At 60.2% G+C, this 21,452-nt stretch carries 17 protein-coding genes; 12 read left to right on the forward strand and 5 right to left on the reverse strand.

What is annotated here, in order from left to right:
- Window positions 1-13 precede the first annotated feature (13 nt).
- Window positions 14-1,246, forward strand: coding sequence for a cellulase family glycosylhydrolase (locus tag HDF15_RS20815; protein WP_184259075.1), 1,233 nt, complete (start codon window positions 14-16; stop codon window positions 1,244-1,246).
- A gap of 87 nt (window positions 1,247-1,333) precedes the next feature.
- Here HDF15_RS20815 and HDF15_RS20820 read toward each other — a convergent pair whose 3' ends face one another.
- Window positions 1,334-4,594 carry a TonB-dependent receptor domain-containing protein gene (locus HDF15_RS20820; protein ID WP_184259077.1) on the reverse strand — a complete coding sequence of 1,087 codons (3,261 nt, stop codon included), beginning with the start codon at window positions 4,592-4,594 and terminating at the stop codon, window positions 1,334-1,336.
- Window positions 4,595-5,264: 670 nt separating this feature from the next.
- On the opposite strand from HDF15_RS20820, the gene HDF15_RS20825 reads away from it, so the two are divergent.
- The 5 genes from HDF15_RS20825 to HDF15_RS20845 all read left to right on the forward strand — a co-directional run bounded on the left by HDF15_RS20825 (window position 5,265) and on the right by HDF15_RS20845 (window position 11,330).
- Complete coding sequence (locus HDF15_RS20825) at window positions 5,265-6,371, forward strand: nucleoside hydrolase (RefSeq protein WP_260331210.1); 1,107 nt, start codon at window positions 5,265-5,267, stop codon at window positions 6,369-6,371.
- A gap of 290 nt (window positions 6,372-6,661) precedes the next feature.
- On the forward strand, window positions 6,662-7,801 hold the full coding sequence (locus tag HDF15_RS20830; RefSeq protein ID WP_184259081.1) for a nucleoside hydrolase: 1,140 nt from the start codon (window positions 6,662-6,664) through the stop codon (window positions 7,799-7,801).
- Between the two features lie 22 nt (window positions 7,802-7,823).
- Window positions 7,824-8,411: an AAA family ATPase gene (locus HDF15_RS20835; RefSeq protein WP_260331212.1), complete on the forward strand. Its 588-nt coding sequence runs from the start codon at window positions 7,824-7,826 to the stop codon at window positions 8,409-8,411.
- Window positions 8,412-8,878: 467 nt separating this feature from the next.
- Window positions 8,879-9,508: an AraC family transcriptional regulator gene (locus HDF15_RS20840; RefSeq protein ID WP_184259085.1), complete on the forward strand. Its 630-nt coding sequence runs from the start codon at window positions 8,879-8,881 to the stop codon at window positions 9,506-9,508.
- Window positions 9,509-9,548: 40 nt separating this feature from the next.
- A complete protein-coding gene (locus HDF15_RS20845; RefSeq protein WP_184259087.1) occupies window positions 9,549-11,330 on the forward strand; it encodes a M28 family peptidase in 1,782 nt (593 codons plus the stop codon).
- 43 nt (window positions 11,331-11,373) lie between these two features.
- Here the strand turns inward: HDF15_RS20845 and HDF15_RS20850 are convergent, their stop codons facing one another.
- Genes HDF15_RS20850 through HDF15_RS20865 form a run of 4 tightly spaced genes read right to left on the reverse strand, consistent with a single transcriptional unit; the run spans window position 11,374 to window position 14,662 of the window.
- Window positions 11,374-12,114, reverse strand: a complete 741-nt coding sequence (locus HDF15_RS20850; RefSeq protein WP_184259089.1) for an ABC transporter permease — start codon at window positions 12,112-12,114, stop codon at window positions 11,374-11,376.
- The gene (locus HDF15_RS20855; protein ID WP_184259091.1) at window positions 12,111-12,878 is read right to left on the reverse strand and encodes an ABC transporter permease; all 768 of its coding nucleotides are present in this window, start codon (window positions 12,876-12,878) and stop codon (window positions 12,111-12,113) included. Before HDF15_RS20855 ends, HDF15_RS20850 begins: the two co-directional genes overlap by 4 nt.
- Entirely contained in the window at window positions 12,878-13,648 is a 771-nt protein-coding gene (locus tag HDF15_RS20860; protein ID WP_184259093.1) for an ABC transporter ATP-binding protein, read from the reverse strand. The genes HDF15_RS20855 and HDF15_RS20860 overlap by 1 nt, the downstream gene beginning before the upstream one ends.
- A 54-nt stretch (window positions 13,649-13,702) precedes the next feature.
- On the reverse strand, window positions 13,703-14,662 hold the full coding sequence (locus tag HDF15_RS20865) for an ABC transporter substrate-binding protein (protein WP_184259094.1): 960 nt from the start codon (window positions 14,660-14,662) through the stop codon (window positions 13,703-13,705).
- A gap of 280 nt (window positions 14,663-14,942) precedes the next feature.
- Between HDF15_RS20865 and HDF15_RS26290 the strand changes: the two genes are divergently transcribed.
- The 6 genes from HDF15_RS26290 to HDF15_RS20895 all read left to right on the forward strand — a co-directional run bounded on the left by HDF15_RS26290 (window position 14,943) and on the right by HDF15_RS20895 (window position 21,444).
- Window positions 14,943-16,031, forward strand: a complete 1,089-nt coding sequence (locus tag HDF15_RS26290; RefSeq protein ID WP_184259096.1) for a type III polyketide synthase — start codon at window positions 14,943-14,945, stop codon at window positions 16,029-16,031.
- A 76-nt stretch (window positions 16,032-16,107) separates the two neighbouring features.
- Window positions 16,108-16,854: a methyltransferase domain-containing protein gene (locus tag HDF15_RS20875; RefSeq protein ID WP_184259098.1), complete on the forward strand. Its 747-nt coding sequence runs from the start codon at window positions 16,108-16,110 to the stop codon at window positions 16,852-16,854.
- The gene (locus HDF15_RS20880) at window positions 16,851-17,969 is read left to right on the forward strand and encodes an FAD-dependent oxidoreductase (protein WP_184259100.1); all 1,119 of its coding nucleotides are present in this window, start codon (window positions 16,851-16,853) and stop codon (window positions 17,967-17,969) included. The genes HDF15_RS20875 and HDF15_RS20880 overlap by 4 nt, the downstream gene beginning before the upstream one ends.
- A gap of 42 nt (window positions 17,970-18,011) precedes the next feature.
- Window positions 18,012-18,632 (forward strand): YdeI/OmpD-associated family protein, encoded by a 621-nt coding sequence (locus HDF15_RS20885; protein WP_184259102.1) that lies wholly within the window; start codon window positions 18,012-18,014, stop codon window positions 18,630-18,632.
- Between the two features lie 338 nt (window positions 18,633-18,970).
- Window positions 18,971-20,197, forward strand: coding sequence for an ABC transporter permease (locus HDF15_RS20890; protein ID WP_184259104.1), 1,227 nt, complete (start codon window positions 18,971-18,973; stop codon window positions 20,195-20,197).
- Window positions 20,197-21,444, forward strand: coding sequence for an ABC transporter permease (locus HDF15_RS20895; RefSeq protein ID WP_184259106.1), 1,248 nt, complete (start codon window positions 20,197-20,199; stop codon window positions 21,442-21,444). Before HDF15_RS20890 ends, HDF15_RS20895 begins: the two co-directional genes overlap by 1 nt.
- Window positions 21,445-21,452: the final 8 nt, after the last annotated feature.

Raw genomic sequence — 21,452 nt, forward strand, 5'->3', positions numbered from 1 at the left:
GAGGTCTTACTCTGTGTTGAATCGCCGTCTGTGTACGCTGCTGCTTAGCGCCGTCGCCTTATTTCCCCTTGTCAGCCGAGCACAGTACGCGCACACCCAGGGAGAACAGGTGATTGGCCGCGATGGCAAACCCCTGCTGCTGCGTGGAACCAACCTCGGCAACTGGATGGTTCCCGAGGGATACATGTGGCAGTTCGGCGGCCACGTCCAATCCTCGCGAGAGATCGAGGCGCTCGTCGCGGAGTTGATCGGACCGGAGCGCAGCAAGACCTTCTGGCAACAGTGGCGCGACAACTACGTGACGCAGAGCGACATTCACTTGATCCACCAGGCGGGCTTCAACTCCATTCGTGTCCCCATGCACTATCGCTTCTTCCAGAGCGACGACGCGGAGGGTTTTCGCCTGCTCGATCGGCTCGTGAAGTGGAGCCGCGCCGAGGGCATCTACCTCGTCCTCGATATGCACGCCGCGCCTGGCGGACAGACCGGAACCAACATCGACGACAGCGACGGCTATCCCTGGCTCTTCACGGACCAGTCTTCGCAGCAGCAGTTGCTGGACACCTGGCAGCGCATCGCGCGTCACTATCGCAACGAGCCTGTGATTCTCGGCTACGACCTGCTGAACGAACCCATTCCCACCTATCCTAAGCTGCACGGATTGAATCCTCTGCTGGAGCCGCTCTACAAGCGCACGGCAGCCGTCATCCGCAAGGAAGACAAGCACCACATCCTCATCCTCGGTGGCGCGCAGTGGGACAACAACTTCGACGTCTTCGGTCCGCCCTTTGACGCGAACGTCATCTACGAGTGGCACAAGTACAAGGTCGCTGTGCCGGATCAGAACCTGGTCCAGCGCTATGTTGACTTCCGCACGAAGAACCACGTTCCTATCTGGCTCGGAGAGTCGGGAGAGAACAAGGACGAGTGGCTCGCCACCTTCCGTACTGTGCTGGAGAAGAACAATATCGGCTGGGCGTTCTGGCCGTACAAGAAGCTGGCAAACACCACCGCCGTGGAGACCGTTACGCCGCCGGCGGATTGGCCGAGCATCGTCGCCTATGCGAAGCTGCCCAACGGCGTCGGCCTCACGTCCGAGCGCCTGAAGGACCGGCCTGAGCAGGAGGTGATCGATCGCGCCTTCGCCCAGTTGATTGAGAACATCAAACTCTCCCACTGCACGACAAACCTCGGGTATGTCCGTGCACTGCTGCCTGAGACAACGCTGACCTCTGCGGCGAATTAATAAACGATCGTGCTGTTTGTTTGCGGCAAAAGAAAAGGGCCGGAGAGAATTCTCTCCGGCCCTCGCTCATGCGATCGAGTGAATGGGTTAGAAGGTGTACCGCAGGGAAGCCTGAGCGCGCCGTGCGTTCGTGCCGTCCGGGAAGCCGCTGGCGGCTGTCCCCTGACCTGCGCCACTCACCGCCTTAATGGTGCCGGTGTTCGTCGCTGCGTTCCAACTGGAGGTATAGGCCGTCTGGTTCACAGACGTGTAGTGAATGTGATTCAGAGCGTTGATGGCTTCAAAGCTGAGCTGAATGCTCTGCGACTTGGGAAGCGCAAAGCTCTTCGTGAGACGGCCATCGAGCTGGACCGTCTGGCCCAGCGGCAGGTTGGCCGTTGGAACGAAGGGAGCGCGAATGCCTCCCGGAGCCTCCGCTCCGATACCGCTCAGGGTTGGGGATGGAACGTAGAGACGGGAGTCGCTGCTGGTTACTGTCAGATTGGAATCGACATACTGCGGCGTGGCGAAGGTGAAGATCGGAGCCAGCTGCCAGCCGCTCAGCGCTTCCCTCGTCCACTTCGAACCGTAGTCGGCCTTGGGGTAAGAGATCAGGGCCGTCATGACGAGGCGGTGACGCTGATCTTCGAGCGAGCGGCCTTTCTCGAAGGAGTAACCGCTGCGTCCATTGAAGGAGGAGGAGCCGTTGAAGTAGGTGTCTCCCTGATCGGTGAAGTAGTAGTTGCTGGTTGCCGTTCCCTGTCCGAGGTCCTCGGAGTGCGACCAGGTATAGGCGATGGTGCTCTGGATGTACTTGTTCTCGCGCTGATGGAACTCAGCGACCAGGCCGTCATACCAGAGGCGTCCGCCGTTATCGATCTGGAGGATCTTGCCGAAGTTCGGGTTGTAGGTCGTATTGCCATTGGCCGCGTTGAGATAGACCGGCGTGCTGTATGAGCCTGTCTGGTGACCGTTGACGTCGAATACATTGTAGAAGTCCTGCCCCGTCGGCTGTCCGGCGTTCAGGTCGGAGCGCTGCAGGAACTTGATGCCGCGTGAACCCACATAGGAGACGCTGAAGCTCATGTCCTTCGTAAGCTGCTGCTCCACGCCCAGGCTCCACTCCTGCACATAAGGAGTAGCCAGGCCGGGGATCGCAAAGCCGGTGTTGATCGAGCTGGGACTGATGAAAGAGTTGACCTGCGAAAGGCTGGTGAAGACCTGTGCGAAGGGCAGCATCGCCGCAAACTGCGCGGGATTGTTGTCGCTCAGCGTGAAGGACTTGCGAACGATTCCACCCAGCTGCTGCAGGCGCGTGATGGAAGCGCCGGGAAGGCGGTTGTAGAAGATGCCATAGTTGCCGCGCAGCACGGTCGTGTTGTTGTTCATCGAGTAGGTGAAGCCAACACGCGGGGCAAAGTTCGTCTTCGGCTGGTTGATGGGACCGACTGCTGAATTGACGCTGGCATACGAAGGAGCGGGCGGCTGTGTAAAGGTGGAGTACTCATAGCGCAGACCGAGGTTGAGCAGCAGCGTCTTGGCGATCTGGTACTGGTCCTGTGCAAAGAAGTCGTAGTCGCGAATGGTGATGCCGGTGATGGGGTGACCGATCGCCTGAGCAAACGTAGAGTAGTGCTTGCTGGGACCCGTCAGGGGACTGGCTGGATTCGAGTTGACCGGATCGCCAGGCAGCGGGGTCAGGTCGTAGGCAAAGTCGGTGAAGGTGTTGTAGGTGAAGGAGCCCGGGCCGCTGAACACAGCGTTTTCAACGCTGCGCAGATAGGCCAGGTCGGCACCGTACTTGAGCTGGTGCTTGCCCGCGCTCTGCGAGAAGGTGTCGGCCAGGATAAAGCGCTTCTCCGTTGGCTGGATGTTGGGGAGCTGGTTGATCGAGACACCCAGGTTGCCCTGACCGGCGACGGTTACGCTGGAGAGAATGTTGTCCGGCGGAAGCAGGTCGGTGGGCAGGCCCTGGAACCGGCGCTCTGCGTTGAAGCCGAAGCGGAACTCGTTCACCATCGACGGCGAGACGATGTAGGTGTTGGACAAGCGCGCATTGCGCACGTGGGTGCCGATGTTGTAGTTCGAGCCCGAAGCGCCGCTGCCGTCCGTGGGAGCAACCGCGGAGACGCCGTCATGGGTGGCGAAGTAGTTCATCAGGTTAAAGTTCGCGGTGTAGGTGCTCTTCTCGTTCGGGCGATAGTCCAGCCTAAGGAAGCCGTCGTTCTGATGCAGGTTGCGGTTCACGGTGCGGAAGAAGCTGTTGATGTACTTCTGTACGGCAGCGCACTGGATCGCCGCCGCTGTGCATTGGCCGGGAAGCAGCTGGCCGTTGCCATCGAGGATCGACGAGTTGATGATCGAGCTCACGAGCGGGAAGTTGCGAGTGGTTCCCTCATAGGCTCCGAAGAAGAAGAGCTTGTCCTTGAGGATGGGGCCGCCGACGTTGGCGCCGTACTGGTGGCGATACTCCGGAGCGTTATAGGGCTGGCCGTTCAGCTTGGAGAAAGGGTCGGTGGCGTTGAGCGTGCGGTTGCGGAAGAACCAGAACGCATTGCCGTGAAACTCGTTGGAGCCGCTCTTGGTAAGCGAGTTGACGACGCCGCCGGAGCCGCGTCCGAACTCCGCGGAGTAGCCGAAGATCTCGGTGCGGAACTCCTGAATCGCGTCCATGCTGATGTTGGAGAGCGCCGAGCCGCCGCCGCCCGCATTCGACACGGACCACTGCTGGGTGATGTCGATACCGTCCTGGAGGAACTCGTTGCCGGAGGGAACGCCGTGGAAGGAGAGCTCGCCGCTGGTGCCGTCCTGTACGACGCCGGGCGTCAGGAGCGCGAACTGATCGACGCGGCGTCCATTGATCGGGAGGTTCGTGATCTGCTCCTGGTTGACCAGGGCTGAGACCTCTGTCTTGGCCAGGTCGAGGATCGGCTGCGTGTTCTCGGAGACGGAGACCGTCTGGGTCGTGCTGGCGCTTCCGAGCTGGACTGGAACGGCGACCTGTTCGCCGACGTGGACGACGATGCCATCGGTCTTTGCTACGCCGAAACCTGGAACGGTAACAATCACGGAGTAACCGGGATCTGGAGGCAGCGAAGGTGCGAAGAAGAGTCCGGCGTCCGTCGACTTCAACTTGCGATCGATGCCAAGGCTCTTGTTGACGATCTCTACGTCTGCATTGGGGACGACGGCTCCGGAGGGATCATGCACCGTTCCGCTCAGAGCGCCCAGGCCGGCCAGCGATTGGGCCGAGGCCATGCCGGCACTGCCGAGGAAGAACAGAATCAGGAGAGCGAAACACGCCGGAATTCGGCCGAGCAAGCCGGTACGCGTGCGAGAGTTGGGGGAATTACATATTCCAGGCAACATGATGTGGACCTCTCAAAAGATGAATCAAGTTCGTGAAAGCCCGGCGTCAGTTAGGGCGCGGAGCGAAAGTGGATGGAATACAACCTCGCCAGGGGAATTGAAGATCTCTTCCGGTGGTCGAGCGGTATGAGTTTGTTGGGTGAAGCATGCAACTGAAAGCTCTGAACGTCTCTGCGGAGCTGTAGTCCTCCGTCGCGAGGGAATTTCCCTTCGGACTGAAGAAAATACACTGCTGGAACTACCTGGTTGAGGCAGAAAGACGGTATAGATTGCGAGTCAGGGTCGAGCGAAGCTTTGATAAAGCCTGGGTTGAAACGATTCAAACACGGTTCTGGTGCGTCGTCCAATTGCTTTTTGCGAATTGTTGATTTGTTCTGGAAATCGTAGTTAGGGTTATGGAGTAGATGAAAGGAGTGTTGACTTGTTGTCAATAGTATGACATTTTCATTAGGAATGGGCCTTTAATTCGCTCCGGAGGCCCCTTCCTGACACTGAAAATCTCATAGCTTTGTGTCCGTGGGCTGGAAGACGAGTTTCGTCCAGGCAGCGACGCGGCTTTCTGTCTTTGCAGCTGTCCTGCAGCGGCTTGCTAAATCCTGGAGCAGCCACGCATCGCGTAGGCTTATCGATATACATCTACAAACTGAGGTGCGGATTGTTCTGTCTCTCTTTGCGAAACCGGCTCCTTCCAGCGCTCTTTGGAATGGTTTTGATCGCGGCCTGTGCCAGTGGTGCTTCCGCGCAGCGCTATGTGATTGCCGACCAGGATGCCTCCGGCCCCGGAGGGTCGGACATGATGTCGCTGCTGGTCTTTCTGCAATCGCCCGATGTGCATCTGCTGGGCATTACGGTGGTGACGGGCGACTCGTGGCGCGATGAAGAGGTGGCCCATGCGTTGCGGCTGGTGGAGGCGGTAGGTCGCACCGACGTCAAGGTCTATCCCGGCGCGGCGTTTCCACTGGTGCGCACGCTCGATTGGACGCGTCTCGCAAACAAGATGTACGGAGCCGCTACCTTCGAGGGAGCGTTCTCCGACAAGCGCATGGAGAAGCCCTGGGATGCGATTCCCCCGATGCGTGAGGGGCCCCCGTCGACAAAACCAGCGGATGAAGATGCGGCACACTTCATGGTGCGGATGGTCCACAAGTATCCGCACAAGGTAACGATCTACGCCGCGGGACCGCTGACCAATGTGGCACTGGCGATTCGGCTTGACCCGCACTTTGCGGAGCTGGCGCAGGAGCTTGTGGTGATGGGCGGCAGCATCAACCCGAACACGAAGGCGGCGGAGTGGGTCAACAGTCCGCGCCATGAGTTCAACTTCTGGTTCGATCCTGAAGCCGCCAGCATTGCGCTGGAAGCGCCGTGGGCGAAGATCACGACGACCACCATCGATGTCTCGCTCAAGACGCGTCCTGAGCCTGAGGTTCTCGATGGGATCGCGAAGGCGCACAGTCCCGCTGCAGAGTATGTCACCAGATATTTTCAGCGGCCCGTCTTCATCAACTATCTGTGGGACGAACTTGCTGCTGCCGCGTGGATCGATCCGACGCTGATCAAAGAAGAGCGCTATGTCTATATGGATGTCGATACGGTGCGAGGCCCAACGTACGGAGACACGTTGACGTGGAACGAGCAGACCAAGCCTGCGCTGCCGCTGCATAAGGTCCACGCACAGATGGACGTCGATCTGCCGCGTTTGCAGAAGTTTCTCGTCGACGTGCTCTCGCAGCCGACGCCGAAGGTTGTGCCTTCGACGGATGAGTTAACGAAGTAGGACAATTGCACAAATATGTTTCGGTCGTCTGTTTTTTGTCGTCATCCTGAGCCGTAGGCGAAGGACCCCCGCATTGGGGACTGCCACCTGCATTTCGGTTCTGCAAAGCTCTTAAGCACTTAACGCATGACAAGCAGCGTTCGCTCATTTGGCATCGTGCAGAATACGGGGGTCCTTCGCCAAACCACCCCAGCAAGCGCAAAGGACGCGCTCGCCGGGGACCCCGGAACGGCTCAGGATGACGACGAAAAACAGACAAGGCTTGAATGTATCTATAAACGGAGAACATCATGAAGTTCCAAGGTTGGAGCGCATTGCTGGCCCTCGCGCTGCTCGTCATGCCGGTCCGTGCTTTTAGCGCAACGCTGCCTGAGATCAGGAAGGTTATCTATGACCAGGACACGGACGGCATCATTGGCGGCAACGAAGATCCTCTGGTCATGCTCCTGCAGTCGCCGAATATTCAGGTGTTGGGAGTCACGGTAGTTACCGGCAACGGCTGGCTCAAGCAGGAGACGGCCGATGTGCTGAAGCTGCTGGAAGACATCCATCGCACGGATATCCCGGTCTATCAGGGGTCGGAGTTTCCACTCGTGCAATCGCGCTATACACCGGTCCGTCTGATCAGGCTCTATGGCGGAACGCGCACCGATCCCTTCCTTGGCGCGTATGGCGAGTTCAGTCCGGGGCCGGAGGTCGTCGAGCCGCCGCCCGGTGGCCTGGCAAAGACGAAGCCCGCAGCCGGTCATGCGGCAGAGTTCATCATTCAGCAGGTGCATAAGTATCCGCACGAGGTGACGCTCTACTGCGGCGGTCCACTGACGAACGTGGCCCTGGCGATCAGCCTCGACCCCAGCATCGTCGCCTTGACCAAGGAGATCGTGTTCATGGGCACGAGCCCCTCGATGCAGCCGAAGACGGTCAACGTGGTTTACGATCCTGAGTCCGCGCAGATTGTGCTGCACGCGCCGTGGCCCAAACTCACGATCGTCACCGTCGATGTAGCGGAGAAGTTACATCGCACGCCCGAGATGGCTGAAGCTATCGCGCATGGCCAGAACACCGCCGAGGCGCAGCTCTATGAAGAGCTTGTGTTGAAGCCCTATCGCGAGCACAAGCCGCAGCAGTGGTTTCGCATGCCGGATGAGCTGATGGCGGCGTATCTGATCGACCCCAGCCTCATCACAGAGACGCGCCGGTACTATGTCGACATCGATACGATGCAGGGCATGAGCTATGGCTCGTCGATCTATTGGGATGAGACGCCGCGCGGCTACGCCGGCATCCCGTGGCCGGATACGCCGGAGCCGAAGCGTCAAAAGCCTGTCCCGCCGGTCGATGCACGCGTAGCCGATGTCGTATGGGACTTCGATACTGCCCGCTTTACCGCGCTCTTCCTCAAGCTGATGACCGCACCGATGAATCACTAACCAGAAGGAATGGATGACCCGCATGTCCGAACAGAAGCCGCAGAACTACCAGAGCAAAGACGTATGGAGCCGCACCACCAGCATCCACGGATATCCCATCGACGAGCTGCGATCGGTGTTGCAGAAGAGCATTCGCCGTGGACGCGTGGAAGAGGCCGCGCTGGCTGCGTATGAGTTCTTAGCCTCCGGTCCGGAGACCGAAGAGGTGCTCTGGCGCAGGCTGGAGATCATCGCGACGGAAGATGTCGGCCTGGGTATGCCTACGGCTCCGTCGATCATCAACGCGCTGTACCTTCAAGCCGGCCGCATGGCCGACTCCGGCGATCGCTGGATCTACTGTGCGCATGCGGTTCGGCTTCTCGCGACCGCGCCGAAGGACAACATGTCGATGGAGCTCTCCGGCTGGACGAAAGAAGTCGTCGAGCGTGGCGAGCGCAAGGTGGAGGTCGAGGATTTCATGGTTGACCTGCACACTCGTCGCGGCACAGAGATGGGCCGCACCGTCGCGCACTGGTGGAACGAAGGCGCAAAGCTGGAGAACCGCATCGAAGGCTACGACCCCAAGTGGGGCGACTATCTGCGCAAGCTCGCAGGCGCGAAGGTGGAGTAGCAACGTTCCTGAAAGATGGTCACGACCGGGTGCCCCATCCTCGACGCGCGGTTCTATCGCGCGGCAGGGTGGGGTATAGACGCTAAGCGAATCCTACAGATCCTCGAAGCGCGCTCTGCGTCGGGGGTATCGTTTGCGGTAGCAAACGACCGCTCTCTTTCATTTGGTCACAGTCGCTATTAAAGCTGAAAACGGTCGATCTTGCGGACGCTATCCCTGACGCAGAGCGCGATGCCAATGTTTATAGCGCGCTTGGAGTCCATATCCCACCCTGCCGCGCGCCAAGAGCTGCGCGGCAGGGTGGGGCATCTGCTTAAAACGTTATCGGTCAATCGTTATCGATCAATCCAGGAGCGGCCCCGCACGAAGACCGGTAAAATCCAGACAAGAATCGCATCTTCCACCTGCTGCCTATGAGCCATCTGAGTCCAGTCATCTATGGTCGTCAATTTCGGAGCGGTTTCACTGTGTTGCCACGGCACCGGCATGGTGACAGCTACCTCGCCCTGGTTTTGTCCGGTGGCTACGAGGAAGCTGGCGATGGGGGACGTCATCGTGTGCGTGCCGGCCAGGTTGTGATGCACGGGGCGTTTGAGGCCCACTTGAACCGCTACGATGCCAAGGGTTCCGAAGTGCTGGATCTGGCATTGCCCTCCTGGGTGGAACCCTCCGCCGCCTTGATGCAGGCTCCTGATCCCGATACGGCTGTCCGTTTGGCGGAGCGTGATCCGAATGAAGCGCTTGCCTTTTTGCTCGCGACCATGAAGCCGCAGTCTCCGCAGTTCATCGATTGGCCGGACGAGCTGGCACATGCCATGGTGCGCGATCCCCAGCTGCGGCTGCAGGATTGGGCCCGGGAACGCCAGCTCGCCGATGCGACCATCTCACGCGGATTCCGTCAGGTCTTTGGCATCGCTCCTTCTGCCTACCGCGCACAACTAAAAGGCAGGCTGGCCTGGCGGCAGGCAACTGGAGGTCGCGAGACCCTGTCTTCCATTGCAGCCTGTACAGGATTCTGCGACCAGGCACATATGACCCATGCCGTCCGTGCCGTCACAGGCCGGACTCCGGGCGCCTGGCGCAGGCACGTCAAATAGATACAAGACAGGTTTCGCCAAATTCGTGCATGCTGGCTGCATGTCCAGAAACATTGCCACGATAGCGCTCCTGCCCCTGCTGCTTTCGTTTTCCTGCCTGCCTGCGCAGGTGACGAAGAGCAAAAAAGTACAGGCCTCCACAGCATCCCAGCCGCATGGATATGACTACGAACATCCAGAGGTTCAGCCCGCGGTGGAAGCTCTGGATCTCGACATGTATGCCCGCATCCGCAAGGAGGGCCTCGATCACTCTCACATTATGGAGTACGCCAGCGGACTGTTTGACGGCATCGGCCCGCGTCTGACTGGCTCGCCCAACATGGCAAAGGCGAATGCCTGGACGCGTGACCAGCTTGCAGCGATGGGATGCTCGAATGCGCACCTGGAGAGCTGGGGTGACTTCGGGTTGGGCTGGCGTCAGATCAGCACCTCCGTCGATATGGCTGCGCCTGATACGGCTGTCTTCATCGCACAGGCCACGCCCTGGTCGCCGGCGACTCCCGGTACCGTCACGGCGGACGTAGTCGCTATATCTTCTCCCATAGACGAAAAAGTCTTCGCACAATGGAAAGGCAAGCTGGCCGGAAAGATCGTTCTGTTGGGACAAGCTCCGGCGATCCATCCAGACCCTGAGCCGATGCTGCAGCATTACGACGAAAAAAAGCTTGCACAGATCTACGACTATCCGCTCGACGGCGACATGCAGGAGCAGCATGTGTACACGGACGATCCTCAATTCTGGGCGCAGGTCTTCAAGCAGGTAAATGCCAAAGAGAAGATCTCCCGCTTCCTCGCCGACGAACATGCCGTGGCCATCCTGCTTTCGAGTTACGGCGGCGATGGCGGCATCCTGAAGGACGACAACAACGAAGCGATGGGACAGCGTGTGTTCATGCCGGATCACAGGCAGCCGATTCCTTCCGTCGTCCTGGCCAACGAAGCCTTTGGCCGCCTCTCGCGGCTGCTTGAAAAGCATGTGGCTGTACAGGTGGCGGTCAACGTCAACACCCAGTTCACCGGAGACCACGAGCAGGGCTACGACACGATTGCGGAGATCCCAGGCACCGATCCGTCGTTGAAAGACGAGGTCGTCATGGTCGGAGGCCATCTCGACAGCTGGATTGCCGGCACCGGCGCAACCGATAACGGCGCGGGTACGATCATCGCCATGGAGGTGATGCGTATCCTGACGGCGCTGCATGTACAGCCAAGACGTACGATCCGGATCGGCTTGTGGAGCGGCGAAGAGCAGGGGTACATGGGATCGCTTGGCTATGTGGCGAACCACTTCGGTACGGTGGGGCTATCGACCAGTCCGGAACAGCTGGAGGTGCCGGAGTTCCTGCGCCAACAGGTAGGCCCGCTCAAGCTCAAGCCGGAGCAGGCGCTTATCTCCGGCTACTTCAATCTGGACAACGGCGGCGGGAAGCTGCTCGGCATCTTCGCGCAGGAGAACGCAGCCATTGTGCCGATCTTTCAGCAATGGATGGCGCCGCTCAAGGATCTGGGAGTGACCACGATCAGCATGCGCAGAACCTCCGGCACCGATCATGATGTCTTCGATGAGGTGGGTGTTCCCGGCTTTCAATTTATTCAGGACCCTCGCGACTATGAGACGCGCAGCGTTCACACCAATCAGGATGTCTATGAGCGTCTGTCGCCTTCCGATCTCAAGCAGGCGGCAGTAGTCGAAGCAATCTTCGTCTACAACACCGCCATGCGAGACCAGATGCTACCCCGCAAGCCACTGCCCCACCCGGAGAACTTTGACCGGGAGCGCCAGCCTTTGAAGGATGTAATGCCCGGCGCGGTGAAACAGTAATGCGGGAAGCAACTTGGCCCTTGCCCGTGGTTGGCATAGAGCTTCAGGCGAAACGCAGGCGAACTTGTTTCTCCAACCCACTGCTGGCTTCATACAGCGCCGTTGACAACGCCATCGCAATCACGCTGGCTCCGAGCGCGCGGTGCAGGTTGAACTGCTGCATCGTGACGGCGAACATATCTCCCAGCCCGCCGGTCTGCATCAGGAACTCGGCGACTACCGTCACCAGGATGCTGTAGGCCGTGCCCACGCGAAGCGCGACTGCGAGTTCGGGGATGGCGGCGGGAAGGGCCAGCAGCACGAGCCTCTTCCATCGCGAAGCATGCAGGGCGTGGAAGAGCTCTGGGGAACGCGGCGGCAGACGGCGCAGGCCTGAGCCTGCGTAGACGAAGCTGGGAAAGAACGTCATGATCGCTACCGTCAGAAGTTCCGTCCGGCTCTGGTAGCCGAAGAGCCGAGCAAGAATGGGGATCAGGCAGACGATCGGAGTCGCTGTTAGCAGCAGTGCTGAAGATTGCAGCAGGCCGGACAGAAGTTTGGAGGTCCAGCAGATAATAGCCAACGCCAACCCTGCCAGCATTCCCAGCAGCAAGCCGCCGAGTGCGAAGCCAGTGGTCCACAGTGCGGGAACGATATAGACCGAGGCGTGCAGTGTGAGGTCCTGCAGCACGGACAGCGGAGAGACCACCACAATGCTGTTGTAGTTCGACGTCATCACTCCGATTTGCCAGAGCAGCAGGAGCAGGATCACGGCCCACGACTTTTTCAGGAAGCGGAGAATCATGACATCCTCCGCTCGACGACACGTTCTACCCATCCGCTCACGGCATAGCCGGTCAGCGAGATGCCGGCTACAACCAGCACAGCGGCCCACATCAGTGGAATCTGAAAGTTCTGCATCGTGTTCAGAATTACGATGCCCAGACCGGTAGGTGCGCCGAACCACTCGCCCACCACCGCGCCGATCATGGCGGTGGTCACGGCGAGCTTCATGCCGTTCAGCAGCGCAGGCAGCGCGGAGATGGCGTCGAGGTGGCGGAAGCGAGTACCCCAGCTTGCACCGCTGGCTCGGAAGAACTGTCCCAGTCGCCGGTCGGCGGAGTGCAGCCCCGAGGTTGCGGCCACATAGATCAGAAAGAAGACAGGAATCGCCGCGAGCAGGGCGGGTGTCGCTTCTCTGCCTGCGGTGATGACCAGCACCGGTCCCAGGGCAATAGCAGGCAGAGCGTTGACTACAACGGCCAGCCGGTCGAGCCCTGGTTCAAGGGCAGGCAACAGTTGCGCCGTAAGAGCCGTAAGGCAGCCAAGCGTCGTACCCAGCAGCAAGCCGATGCCTGCGGAGGAAACCGTAGCCGCGGCGGCACGCAGCAGCAATGCGCGCCGCCAGCTTATCGTGTACACGCGAAGAACCTCGGTGAGCGCAGGCAGCGTCTTGCCCCCGATGCCTGATTTTCCCGCGATCTGCCAGGCAGCGAGCAGCAGAAGAAATCCGCACACCTGGTAGAGTGTGCGCTGCAGTCCTCCGTCTTGTTGCTCGGCTCTTTGCATCACGGTTCCTTGTACTCCGGTTCCAGGCTCAGGGTAAGGTCATCGACGAGGTGGTGAAACAGCTCGTGCCGCATGGTCTCCACGGCGCGAGGACGCGGGAAGGGAACCTGCACCTCACGCACGATCCGGCCGGGGCGTCCGCTCATCACCAGCACACGGTCCGCGAGAAAGAGTGCCTCCTCTACCGTGTGGGTTACGAGGATTGTGGTGATCTGCTTCTCCTGCCAGATGCGCTGCAGCTCAAGGTTCATGGAGCGGCGCGTTACGGCATCGAGCGCGCCGAAGGGCTCGTCGAGCAACAGCAGCTTGGGGTCCAGGCACAAGGCACGGGCAATCGACACGCGCTGCCGCATGCCGCCGGAGAGCTGGCTGGGGCGCGCGGACTCGAAGCCCTTGAGCCCGACGAGTTCGATGAGGCCTGCAATGTGTTCGCGGTCCGGCTTGCGTCCCGCGATCTGGAAGGGCAGTTCGAGGTTGCCCTCGACGCTTCGCCACGGCAGAAGCGCATGCTCCTGAAATGCGATGCCGAGCTGCTGTTTGGCCTGCAACTGCAGAGGCGGAAGACCGTCCACGGTGACTGTTCCGGTGGAGGGCTCATCCAGGCCGGCGACAAGATTCAGGATCGTGCTCTTTCCGCAGCCGGACGGGCCGAGGAGCGCGATGAACTCGCCCTCGCGGATGGTCAGGTCCATCGCGCCGAGAGCCAGCACGCTGCGCTCCCGGTTGATGCGGAACTCTTTGCTTACGCCCTTCAGTTCAATCGTTGCCAAGTCTTATCCGATCGCGCGGTCTGGAGAGGAAAGGCTCCAGCCACGACATCCAAATCACTTCAAACTGCGGTACGCCTCTTCGAGCAGGCTCAGATCGATGAAGCGCTCCGCGGGCGGCAGGTTGGTTCTGCCGGTTGCGGCAGCCGCGGCGTACATCGTCTGGATGCTTTGCTTTTGAAACCAGAAAGGGATGGTGGATCCCGGCTCCACCTGGAGTGACATCTGCAGCCGGTTGAGGGTGGTCTGCTGCTGCAGGTCCAGGCCCAGGTCTCCTCCATACTTTTCGACGGCCAGCCTGGCCGCAATCTCCGGATCGCGAAGACTGTCTGCGCGGGCCCGCAGCATTCCTTTTAGAAATCCTACGACCTGCTGTCGCTTTGTGGTCAACGTCGTGCGGTCTATAAAGAGCAGGGAAGAGGGGACCTTGTAGCCGAGGTCGTAGATCTTCGTCACGAAGAAGTCCTTCCCCTGGAGCAGCCCCATGTTTTCGAGCGTCGTCGGTTGATTGGTCACGTAGCAGAAGTAGGCATCGCCTTCGCCGTTGAGCAGGGCCTCCGGGGAGAAGCCGACCGGAATCAGCTTGTAGTCCATGGGTAGGTGATTGAGGCGGAAGGTCGCTTCCAGTTCGTTGCGCTCGCTGGGGCCTTGTACGAGAAACCGTCCGCCGATAAGATCGGCGGGTTTCAGCATCGGCCTCTTCGGCAGGGTGATGATGCCGGTCGGCATGATGGGAAACTGCGCGGCCACAACGACGAAGTCATTTCCCTGCGCTACGACATCGAGGATCGGGAGCAGCTCTCCATCGCCGATCGAAGCCTGTTGCGCGGCGACCTCGACGACCGGCTGCGGTGCATTGGGGCCACCCGGAAGGTACGACATCCGAACACCTTCCTGCCGGAAGTAGCCCTTATCCATGGCCACCCAGAGATTTCCGTATTCCACGTCGGGGAGCCAGCCGAGGGCCCACACCAGCCCATCGGGGCGTGACCTGCGGCAGCCTGAGAGGCCGGCCATACCGGCCAATCCTCCCAACTGTAGAAAACGCCGTCGATCCCATGGGAAGGGATTTCCTGGCCTTTGTGTCCTGGCTCGCATGGTTTTGAGCATAGCGTGACAAGGCCCATCCGGCGAACGGAGAGGACATCTACCCGCTGCGATCCCTTGTGCTGGAGGTGCAGGAAGTGAGAATTACATTCGTTCGACAAAACAATGACAAACTCAAGACTCGGCGGTTGCAACAGTCGTATCGCCTTTAGTGCATCCTATGTAGGCACTAAAGGTAACCGGAGGCTTCGTGACCCAGGCATACATCAACCGCATCGCCACTGCAGTACCCGACGACGATGTACATGACGCGTTCGTCGCGTTTGCAGACCAGATGCTCGAAGATCCACGGGTGCAGCCGGTATTTCGGCGCATGGCGTCGCGATCGGGCATCGAACACCGGTACTCCGTGCTCACGCCGGGTTACAGTATCGGACCTGAGGGGCCGAGCACCGAGTTCACCGTGAACGCGCACGAGTTCTATACGCGCGGCAGCTTTCCCGATACGGCGCAGCGGATGAAGATCTTTGAGCGCTTTGCGCCGCGGTTGGCGCAGCGTACGCTCGACAAGCTCGCGCTCAGCGACGAGGAGCGCAACGGGGTGACGCACGTTATCGTGACCTCCTGCACCGGGCTGTATGCGCCGGGGCTCGACTTCGACATTGTCGATCACCTCGGGCTCGACACGACGGTGGAGCGCACGATGATCGGCTTTATGGGTTGCTACGCGGCGATCAACGGGCTCAAGCAGGCGCGCCATATCGTGCGGTCTGAGCCGGAGTCCAAAGTGTTGATGCTGAACCTCGAACTCTGCACCCTGCACCTGCAGGAGACGCAGGAGCTCGAACAGGTCCTCTCGTTCCTGGTCTTTGGCGACGGCTGTTCAGCGGCGCTCATCACGTCCGAGCCGACGGGTTTTGCGATGGACAGCTTTCGCTCGGTGCTGATCCCCGCAACCCGCGACCTGATTACCTGGCGCATTCGTGGCGTGGGCTTCGACATGCTGCTCTCAGGCAAGGTGCCGGGAGAGATCGGCAAGGCGCTGCTCACGACCGGCGGCGAGGTGCTCGCGCAGCACAGCAAGGACGATATCGATCTGTGGGGCGTGCATCCGGGCGGCAAATCGGTGCTCGACGCCGTACAGCGCGGGCTTGGTTTGAAGGAATGCGCTCTAAATGCTTCGCGTGAGGTGCTGGAGCGCTTCGGGAATATGTCGTCGGCGACGGTGATGTTCGTGCTCGAACGGCTGATGCAGAGCGCGGAGCCCGGCCAAAAGGGCTGCGCCATGTCGTTCGGTCCTGGACTTACAGCGGAGACGATGTTGTTCCATGCGGTCTAATGAAGAGGCTGTTGTTTTGAAGGGGCGGAGCGTCAACTCCGTTGTGAAGCCGTACCCTTCAAAATCGAGACCCTCTATGACATCAGTTTCATTGCCGATCGACTTTACACATCGCACTGCGCCGGAAGACCTTCCGGAGTTGATGGATGAGCCGTGTTCGTATGAGGATTTTCGTGCCTGCCTCGCCGATCTTGCACAGGTGAACCGGCTCACGCTGGCGCATCGGCCGACGCTGCAGTTTCTGGAGCGGCTGATCGAAGCCAGGCCCTCGTCACAGCCGCTACGCATCGTCGATGTGGGATGCGGCGGCGGCGATATGCTGCGCCATATCGCGGTATGGGCGAAGCGTCGTGGGGTGCAGGTTGCTCTCACGGGCATCGACCTCAATCCGTATGCAGCGCAGGCGGCGCGAGAGTTCTCCGGTAAAGATCGCAGCAACCAGTGGGACATTGAATGGGTTACAGGCGATGCCTTCTCCTATGCCCCACCCGATGGAGTTGATGTAGTGCTGAGTTCCCTCTTCACGCATCATCTGCCGGAGCCGGAGATTGTGCGTTTCCTGACGTGGATGGAATCGACTGCGCAGCTCGGGTGGTTCGTCAACGATCTCTGCCGCGAGCGCACGCCGCATCGACTCTTCCAACTGCTTGCAGGCGTGATGCGGTGGCATTATTTCGTGCGCTACGATGGCCCGGTCTCGATTCGCCGCAGCTTTCGTGAAGAGGATTGGCAACGCATGATTGCCGCAGCCGGGATCGACCCCACTGCTTTGGGAATAGCCCGCTGCTTTCCGGCCCGGCTCTGTGTAGGCAGGTTGAAGTGAAGTCCCCGGACATTGTGATCGTGGGGGGCGGAGTCGCAGGCTCTGCCGCAGCGATCACGCTTGCCCAGGCGGGTCGCAGTGTCGTACTCATCGAGAAAGAGTCGCGGCCGCAGCATAAAGTTTGCGGTGAGTTTCTCAGCCGGGAGGCGCTGGTGTATCTGCGCTCGCTCGGGTTTGAGGTGTCGGCGTTTGGAGCGTTGCCGATCAGCGCGGTGCGTCTGGCGGGACGGCTGGGTGTGAGTGAAGCTCCCTTGCCCTTTACGGCGATGTCGCTGACGCGGCGGCGGCTCGATGAAGAGCTATTGCAATTTGCCGAGACCAGCGGTGTGACGGTTTTGCGCGGGCGGCGTGTGCTGTCGCTCGCTCGTGATAACGCAGGCTGGCGTGTGCTGCTCGACGATGAGACCACCATTGCGGCAGAGGCAGCGTTTCTCGCGACCGGAAAGCACGATCTGCGCGAGAGGCCGAGGCCCGCAGGCAAACAGGGCGATCTGATTGCCTTCAAGATGTACTGGCGGCTCGCTCCTGCGCAGGCGGAGGAGCTCGAAGGTCATGTGGAGTTGAATCTCTATCGCAGCGGCTATGCGGGGTTACAGCCGGTGGAAGAGGGTGCGGCAAACCTGTGCTGCCTGATCAGGCGCGAGGAGTATCTGCGCCTGGGGGCGCGATGGGACAAGCTGCTCGTCGCAATGCAGCAGGACTGCCCGCATCTGCGGCAGCGGCTGCAGGGCGCAGAACCCCTGTTGGCAAAGCCGGTAGCTGTCGCCGCAATTCCTTATGGCTTCGTGCGGGAACGTTCCGATGGCGTGTGGGCGCTGGGTGACCAGGCGGCGGTGATTCCTTCGTTCACCGGTGACGGCATGTCGATCGCGCTGCACAGCGGACAGCTTGCCGCTGTGATGTATCTGCAAGGTGAGACAGCCGAGAGCTTTCAGCCACGGTTGCAGGGTGAGCTGTCGCGGCAGGTATCGCTGGCGACGGCGCTATCGCAGGCGATGGTGAGTCAGCGTCGGAGGATGCTGGTAGAGGCTGCCGTGCGGCTGTGGCCGGGAGTTTTGCGGCAGGTGGCTGTGCGGACGCGGATTCGTCCTGGGGTAATGCTGAACTGTTCTTAAAAGGTGCTGAGGGCATCGCACTTCTCATTTACCATTCCGTCCATGCCCACTGTGAATGCAGCCGTCGACGCCTATATTGCGAAGTCCGCTCCCTTCGCGCAACCGATCCTGACGCATCTGCGTGAGGTAATGCATGAAGCCGCGCCCGAATTGGAGGAAGTGATGAAGTGGTCGCGACCCTTCTTTATGTATCGCGGCGTGATCCTGGGCAATCTCTCGGCGTTCAAAGAGCACTGCAGCTTTGGGCTATGGGGTGCGGAGATTGCGGAGATTCTGCGCGCCGACGGTGTCGCTTCGAGCGAAGGCATGGGAACGTTCGGACGCATTGCCTCGATGGCGGACCTGCCGCCGCGCAGGAAGCTGGTGGGCTATGTGAAGCAGGCGGCAATGATGATCGCCGGGGGCACGCGCACCAAGTCAATGCCATCGCGGCCTCGGGTCGCCAAGGCTGCGGTGGAGGTCCCCGAGGCACTGGTAGCGGCGCTCAAAAAGAACAAAGCTGCCGCGAAGCACTTTGAGGCCCTGAGCCCAAGCTGCCGCCGCGAATACTCCGAGTGGATCGCCGACGCCAAGCGCGAAGAGACACGTGACAAACGAGTGGCCACGGCGCTGGAGTGGATCGCCGAGGGTAAATCGAGAAACTGGAAGTACGAGAAGGGCTAGATTGCGTCTGGCGAACCGGGAACGTCAATTTAGGCACATGTCTTGTTCAAACCCCCACCGAGATTCAAGACACGATGGAGGCTCCATCTTGATTCAATAAGACACGGCCTGGCGCCTATGTCATCCACCCGTAAGACGGCGTTCATGAACAGGCGTGTGCTCCTGAGGTAATCTTTGTGAATCTGGGTGAACATTTATAGAGGTAAAGAAGGCATCCTCTTCCGGTTCGCACCCGCCTGGGCGCGTGGAACCGGGGGATCGTGTTTCACGTATAGGACTTCGGAGACGTGTGTTCCCCCACTTTCCGACGCGCACGGTAGACTGAGAGCGGTTCCGCTATGGAGACAAAAGAAGCATTACGGATAGCGCTGCAGTCGCTATGGGCTAACAAGCTGCGTACGATCCTGACGCTGCTGGGCGTGGTTATCGGCGTGGCGTCGGTGATCGCGGTAGTTACGCTGGTCAACGGCGCGAATGTCTACGTCGCTACAAAGGTCAACGGCTATGGCGCGGATGTCTTCACTCTCTCCAAGCAGCCGGAGTTTACCAACAGCTACGCCGACTTTCTGACCTTCGAGAAGCGCAAGATCGTCGGGATGGAAGACTATCACGCGATCCAGAACGATTGCCGGCACTGCCTGGAGGTTGGCGCGATGCAATCGAGCATCGGCAAGATCGTCTTCGGCACGCAGTCCAGCTCCGACACGACCATCCGTGGCTACACCTCCCTGATGGCGGAGATGCAGAACCTCAATATCGTCGAGGGCCGCGACATTACGCAGGCCGACGAGGACCATGCGGCCCACGTCGCGCTGATCGGCTCCGACATCGAAGAGAACCTGCTGAAGGGCGACGATCCCCTCGGCAAGGAGATTCGCGTCGATGGCGTTCCCTACACGATCATCGGACTGAGCGAAAAGCAGGGCAAGACGCTGGGGCAGAGCCAGGACAATTGGGTCGCCGTACCCCTGACCGCGTTCGAGAAGACCTATGGCGCGTCGAAGACGCTGACGATCTACTCCAAGGCCGGCAACGCGCCGGGAGCAATGGAGGCAGCCACCGACGAAGCACGGCAGTTACTACGGCTTCGGCGGCATGACCTGCCCGGCTCACCGGACAGTTTCACTCTTGAAACCAGCGACACCCTGGTCGGTCTATGGACGCAGATCAGCGGCAGCTTTGAGGCTGTGGCCGTGGCGATTGCGGCGATCTCGCTGGTCGTCGGCGGCATCGTCATCATGAACATCATGCTGGTGAGCGTGACCGAGCGCACACGCGAGATCGGCGTGCGAAAGGCCCTGGGCGCTCGCCGCAGCGATATCATGCTGCAGTTCCTGCTGGAGTCGGGAACGATGTCGTTGCTTGGTGGGGCCATTGGCGTGCTTGGTGGCGTGGGCGTAGCGGAACTCATCACCCTCTTGCTGGGTTTCCCCGCGTCTATTGCGCTGTGGAGCATCTTTGCGGGCCTGGCTGTGGCGGCATCCGTTGGCCTGTTCTTTGGCGTCTACCCTGCACGCAAGGCGGCTGAACTGGATCCGATCGTTGCCCTAAGGAGCGAGTTCTAATGCGAGCGAGCGATCAACGCGAATCCGTAAAGATGGCGCTGGATACCCTGCGCGCGAACAAGCTGCGCTCCGGTCTGACGATCCTCGGGATCGTCATCGGCGTAATGACGGTGATCGCGATCTCGTCGGTCATCAATGGGCTGAACTCATCGGTCTCCGGCATGGTTGAGGCGATGGGAACCAACGTGCTGTGGGTCTTTCGCTTCCCCGTCATCGGCGTTCGCCCGACGACGGAGATGCTCGCACGCAAGCAGCTCACCTTTGATGACGAGGAGGCGATCGCCGCGCTGCCGCATGTGTCCTCGGCTTCGGCCTCCCTGCGTTATCAGAACTTCCAGTTCGGCGCGGGCTCGGCGACCGCGAAGTTCCGCCAACGGAAGGTGGAAAATGTTTCGCTGGAAGGCGATACGATCTCCTCGCAGGCGGTCTATGACTGGGATATCCACGAGGGCCGTTACTTCACGCAGACTGACCAGGACCGCGCCACCGATGTGACCGTGCTGGGTCACGATACCGCGGAGGACCTGTTCGGAAACATCGACCCTATCGGCCAGGAGATTACCGTCGAGGGCCGTACCTTTACCGTGGTGGGCACACTGGACAAGCAGAAACAAGCCTTCGGCGGTGGTAAAAATCCCGCCGACAGCTTTGCCTACTTTCCAATTACGACCTTTCACAAGCTGCATCCCGAGGTGCTTGACTACTGGTTGAGCGCGAAGTTCGACGACCAGAAGAACAAGCCCCTCGTCGAGGATGAGATTCGCGACCTGCTGCGCCGCCGGCGCAAGGTGCACAACGAGGCTGCGGACAACTTCGCCATCTTCGGTTCGGACGCGATTACGCGTCTATGGACGGAGGTCACCGGCAGCCTCTTTCTGCTGATGTTCGGCCTGAGCGCGGTGGGCCTCATGGTGGGCGGCGTCGGCGTGATGAACGTGATGCTGGTCAGCGTAACCGAGCGCACACGCGAGATCGGTGTGCGTAAGGCCATCGGCGCGACGAGGAATATCATTCTGCTGCAGTTCACGCTGGAGGCTATCGTGCTCTGTGCCGTGGGCGGACTCATTGGGATTACACTCGGCTCGATCGTCGCCTTCGGACTGCACTATCTGCTTTCGAGCGAAGTAAGCGTGCTGTGGATCCTGGCGTCGTTCCTGTCCTCATGCGCCATCGGCTTGATCTTCGGAATCTATCCGGCATGGAAAGCCGCGAATCTCGATCCGATCGACGCGCTCAGATACGAGTAAAGCAGAGA

It is taken from the genome of Granulicella mallensis (assembly GCF_014203225.1).
Taxonomy (GTDB): Bacteria; Acidobacteriota; Terriglobia; order Terriglobales; family Acidobacteriaceae; genus Granulicella; species Granulicella mallensis_A.

Bases quoted from the DNA above. Each gene is read 5' to 3' on its own strand.
- HDF15_RS20820 (WP_184259077.1), bottom strand. From the start codon at position 4,594: ATGTTGCCTGGAATATGTAATTCCCCCAACTCTCGCACGCGTACCGGC.
- HDF15_RS20830 (WP_184259081.1), top strand. From the start codon at position 6,662: ATGAAGTTCCAAGGTTGGAGCGCATTGCTGGCCCTCGCGCTGCTCGTC.
- HDF15_RS20835 (WP_260331212.1), top strand. From the start codon at position 7,824: ATGTCCGAACAGAAGCCGCAGAACTACCAGAGCAAAGACGTATGGAGC.
- HDF15_RS20845 (WP_184259087.1), top strand. From the start codon at position 9,549: ATGTCCAGAAACATTGCCACGATAGCGCTCCTGCCCCTGCTGCTTTCG.
- HDF15_RS20850 (WP_184259089.1), bottom strand. From the start codon at position 12,114: ATGATTCTCCGCTTCCTGAAAAAGTCGTGGGCCGTGATCCTGCTCCTG.
- HDF15_RS20855 (WP_184259091.1), bottom strand. From the start codon at position 12,878: ATGCAAAGAGCCGAGCAACAAGACGGAGGACTGCAGCGCACACTCTAC.
- HDF15_RS20865 (WP_184259094.1), bottom strand. From the start codon at position 14,662: ATGGCCGGCCTCTCAGGCTGCCGCAGGTCACGCCCCGATGGGCTGGTG.
- HDF15_RS20875 (WP_184259098.1), top strand. From the start codon at position 16,108: ATGACATCAGTTTCATTGCCGATCGACTTTACACATCGCACTGCGCCG.
- HDF15_RS20885 (WP_184259102.1), top strand. From the start codon at position 18,012: ATGCCCACTGTGAATGCAGCCGTCGACGCCTATATTGCGAAGTCCGCT.
- HDF15_RS20890 (WP_184259104.1), top strand. From the start codon at position 18,971: ATGGAGACAAAAGAAGCATTACGGATAGCGCTGCAGTCGCTATGGGCT.
- HDF15_RS20895 (WP_184259106.1), top strand. From the start codon at position 20,197: ATGCGAGCGAGCGATCAACGCGAATCCGTAAAGATGGCGCTGGATACC.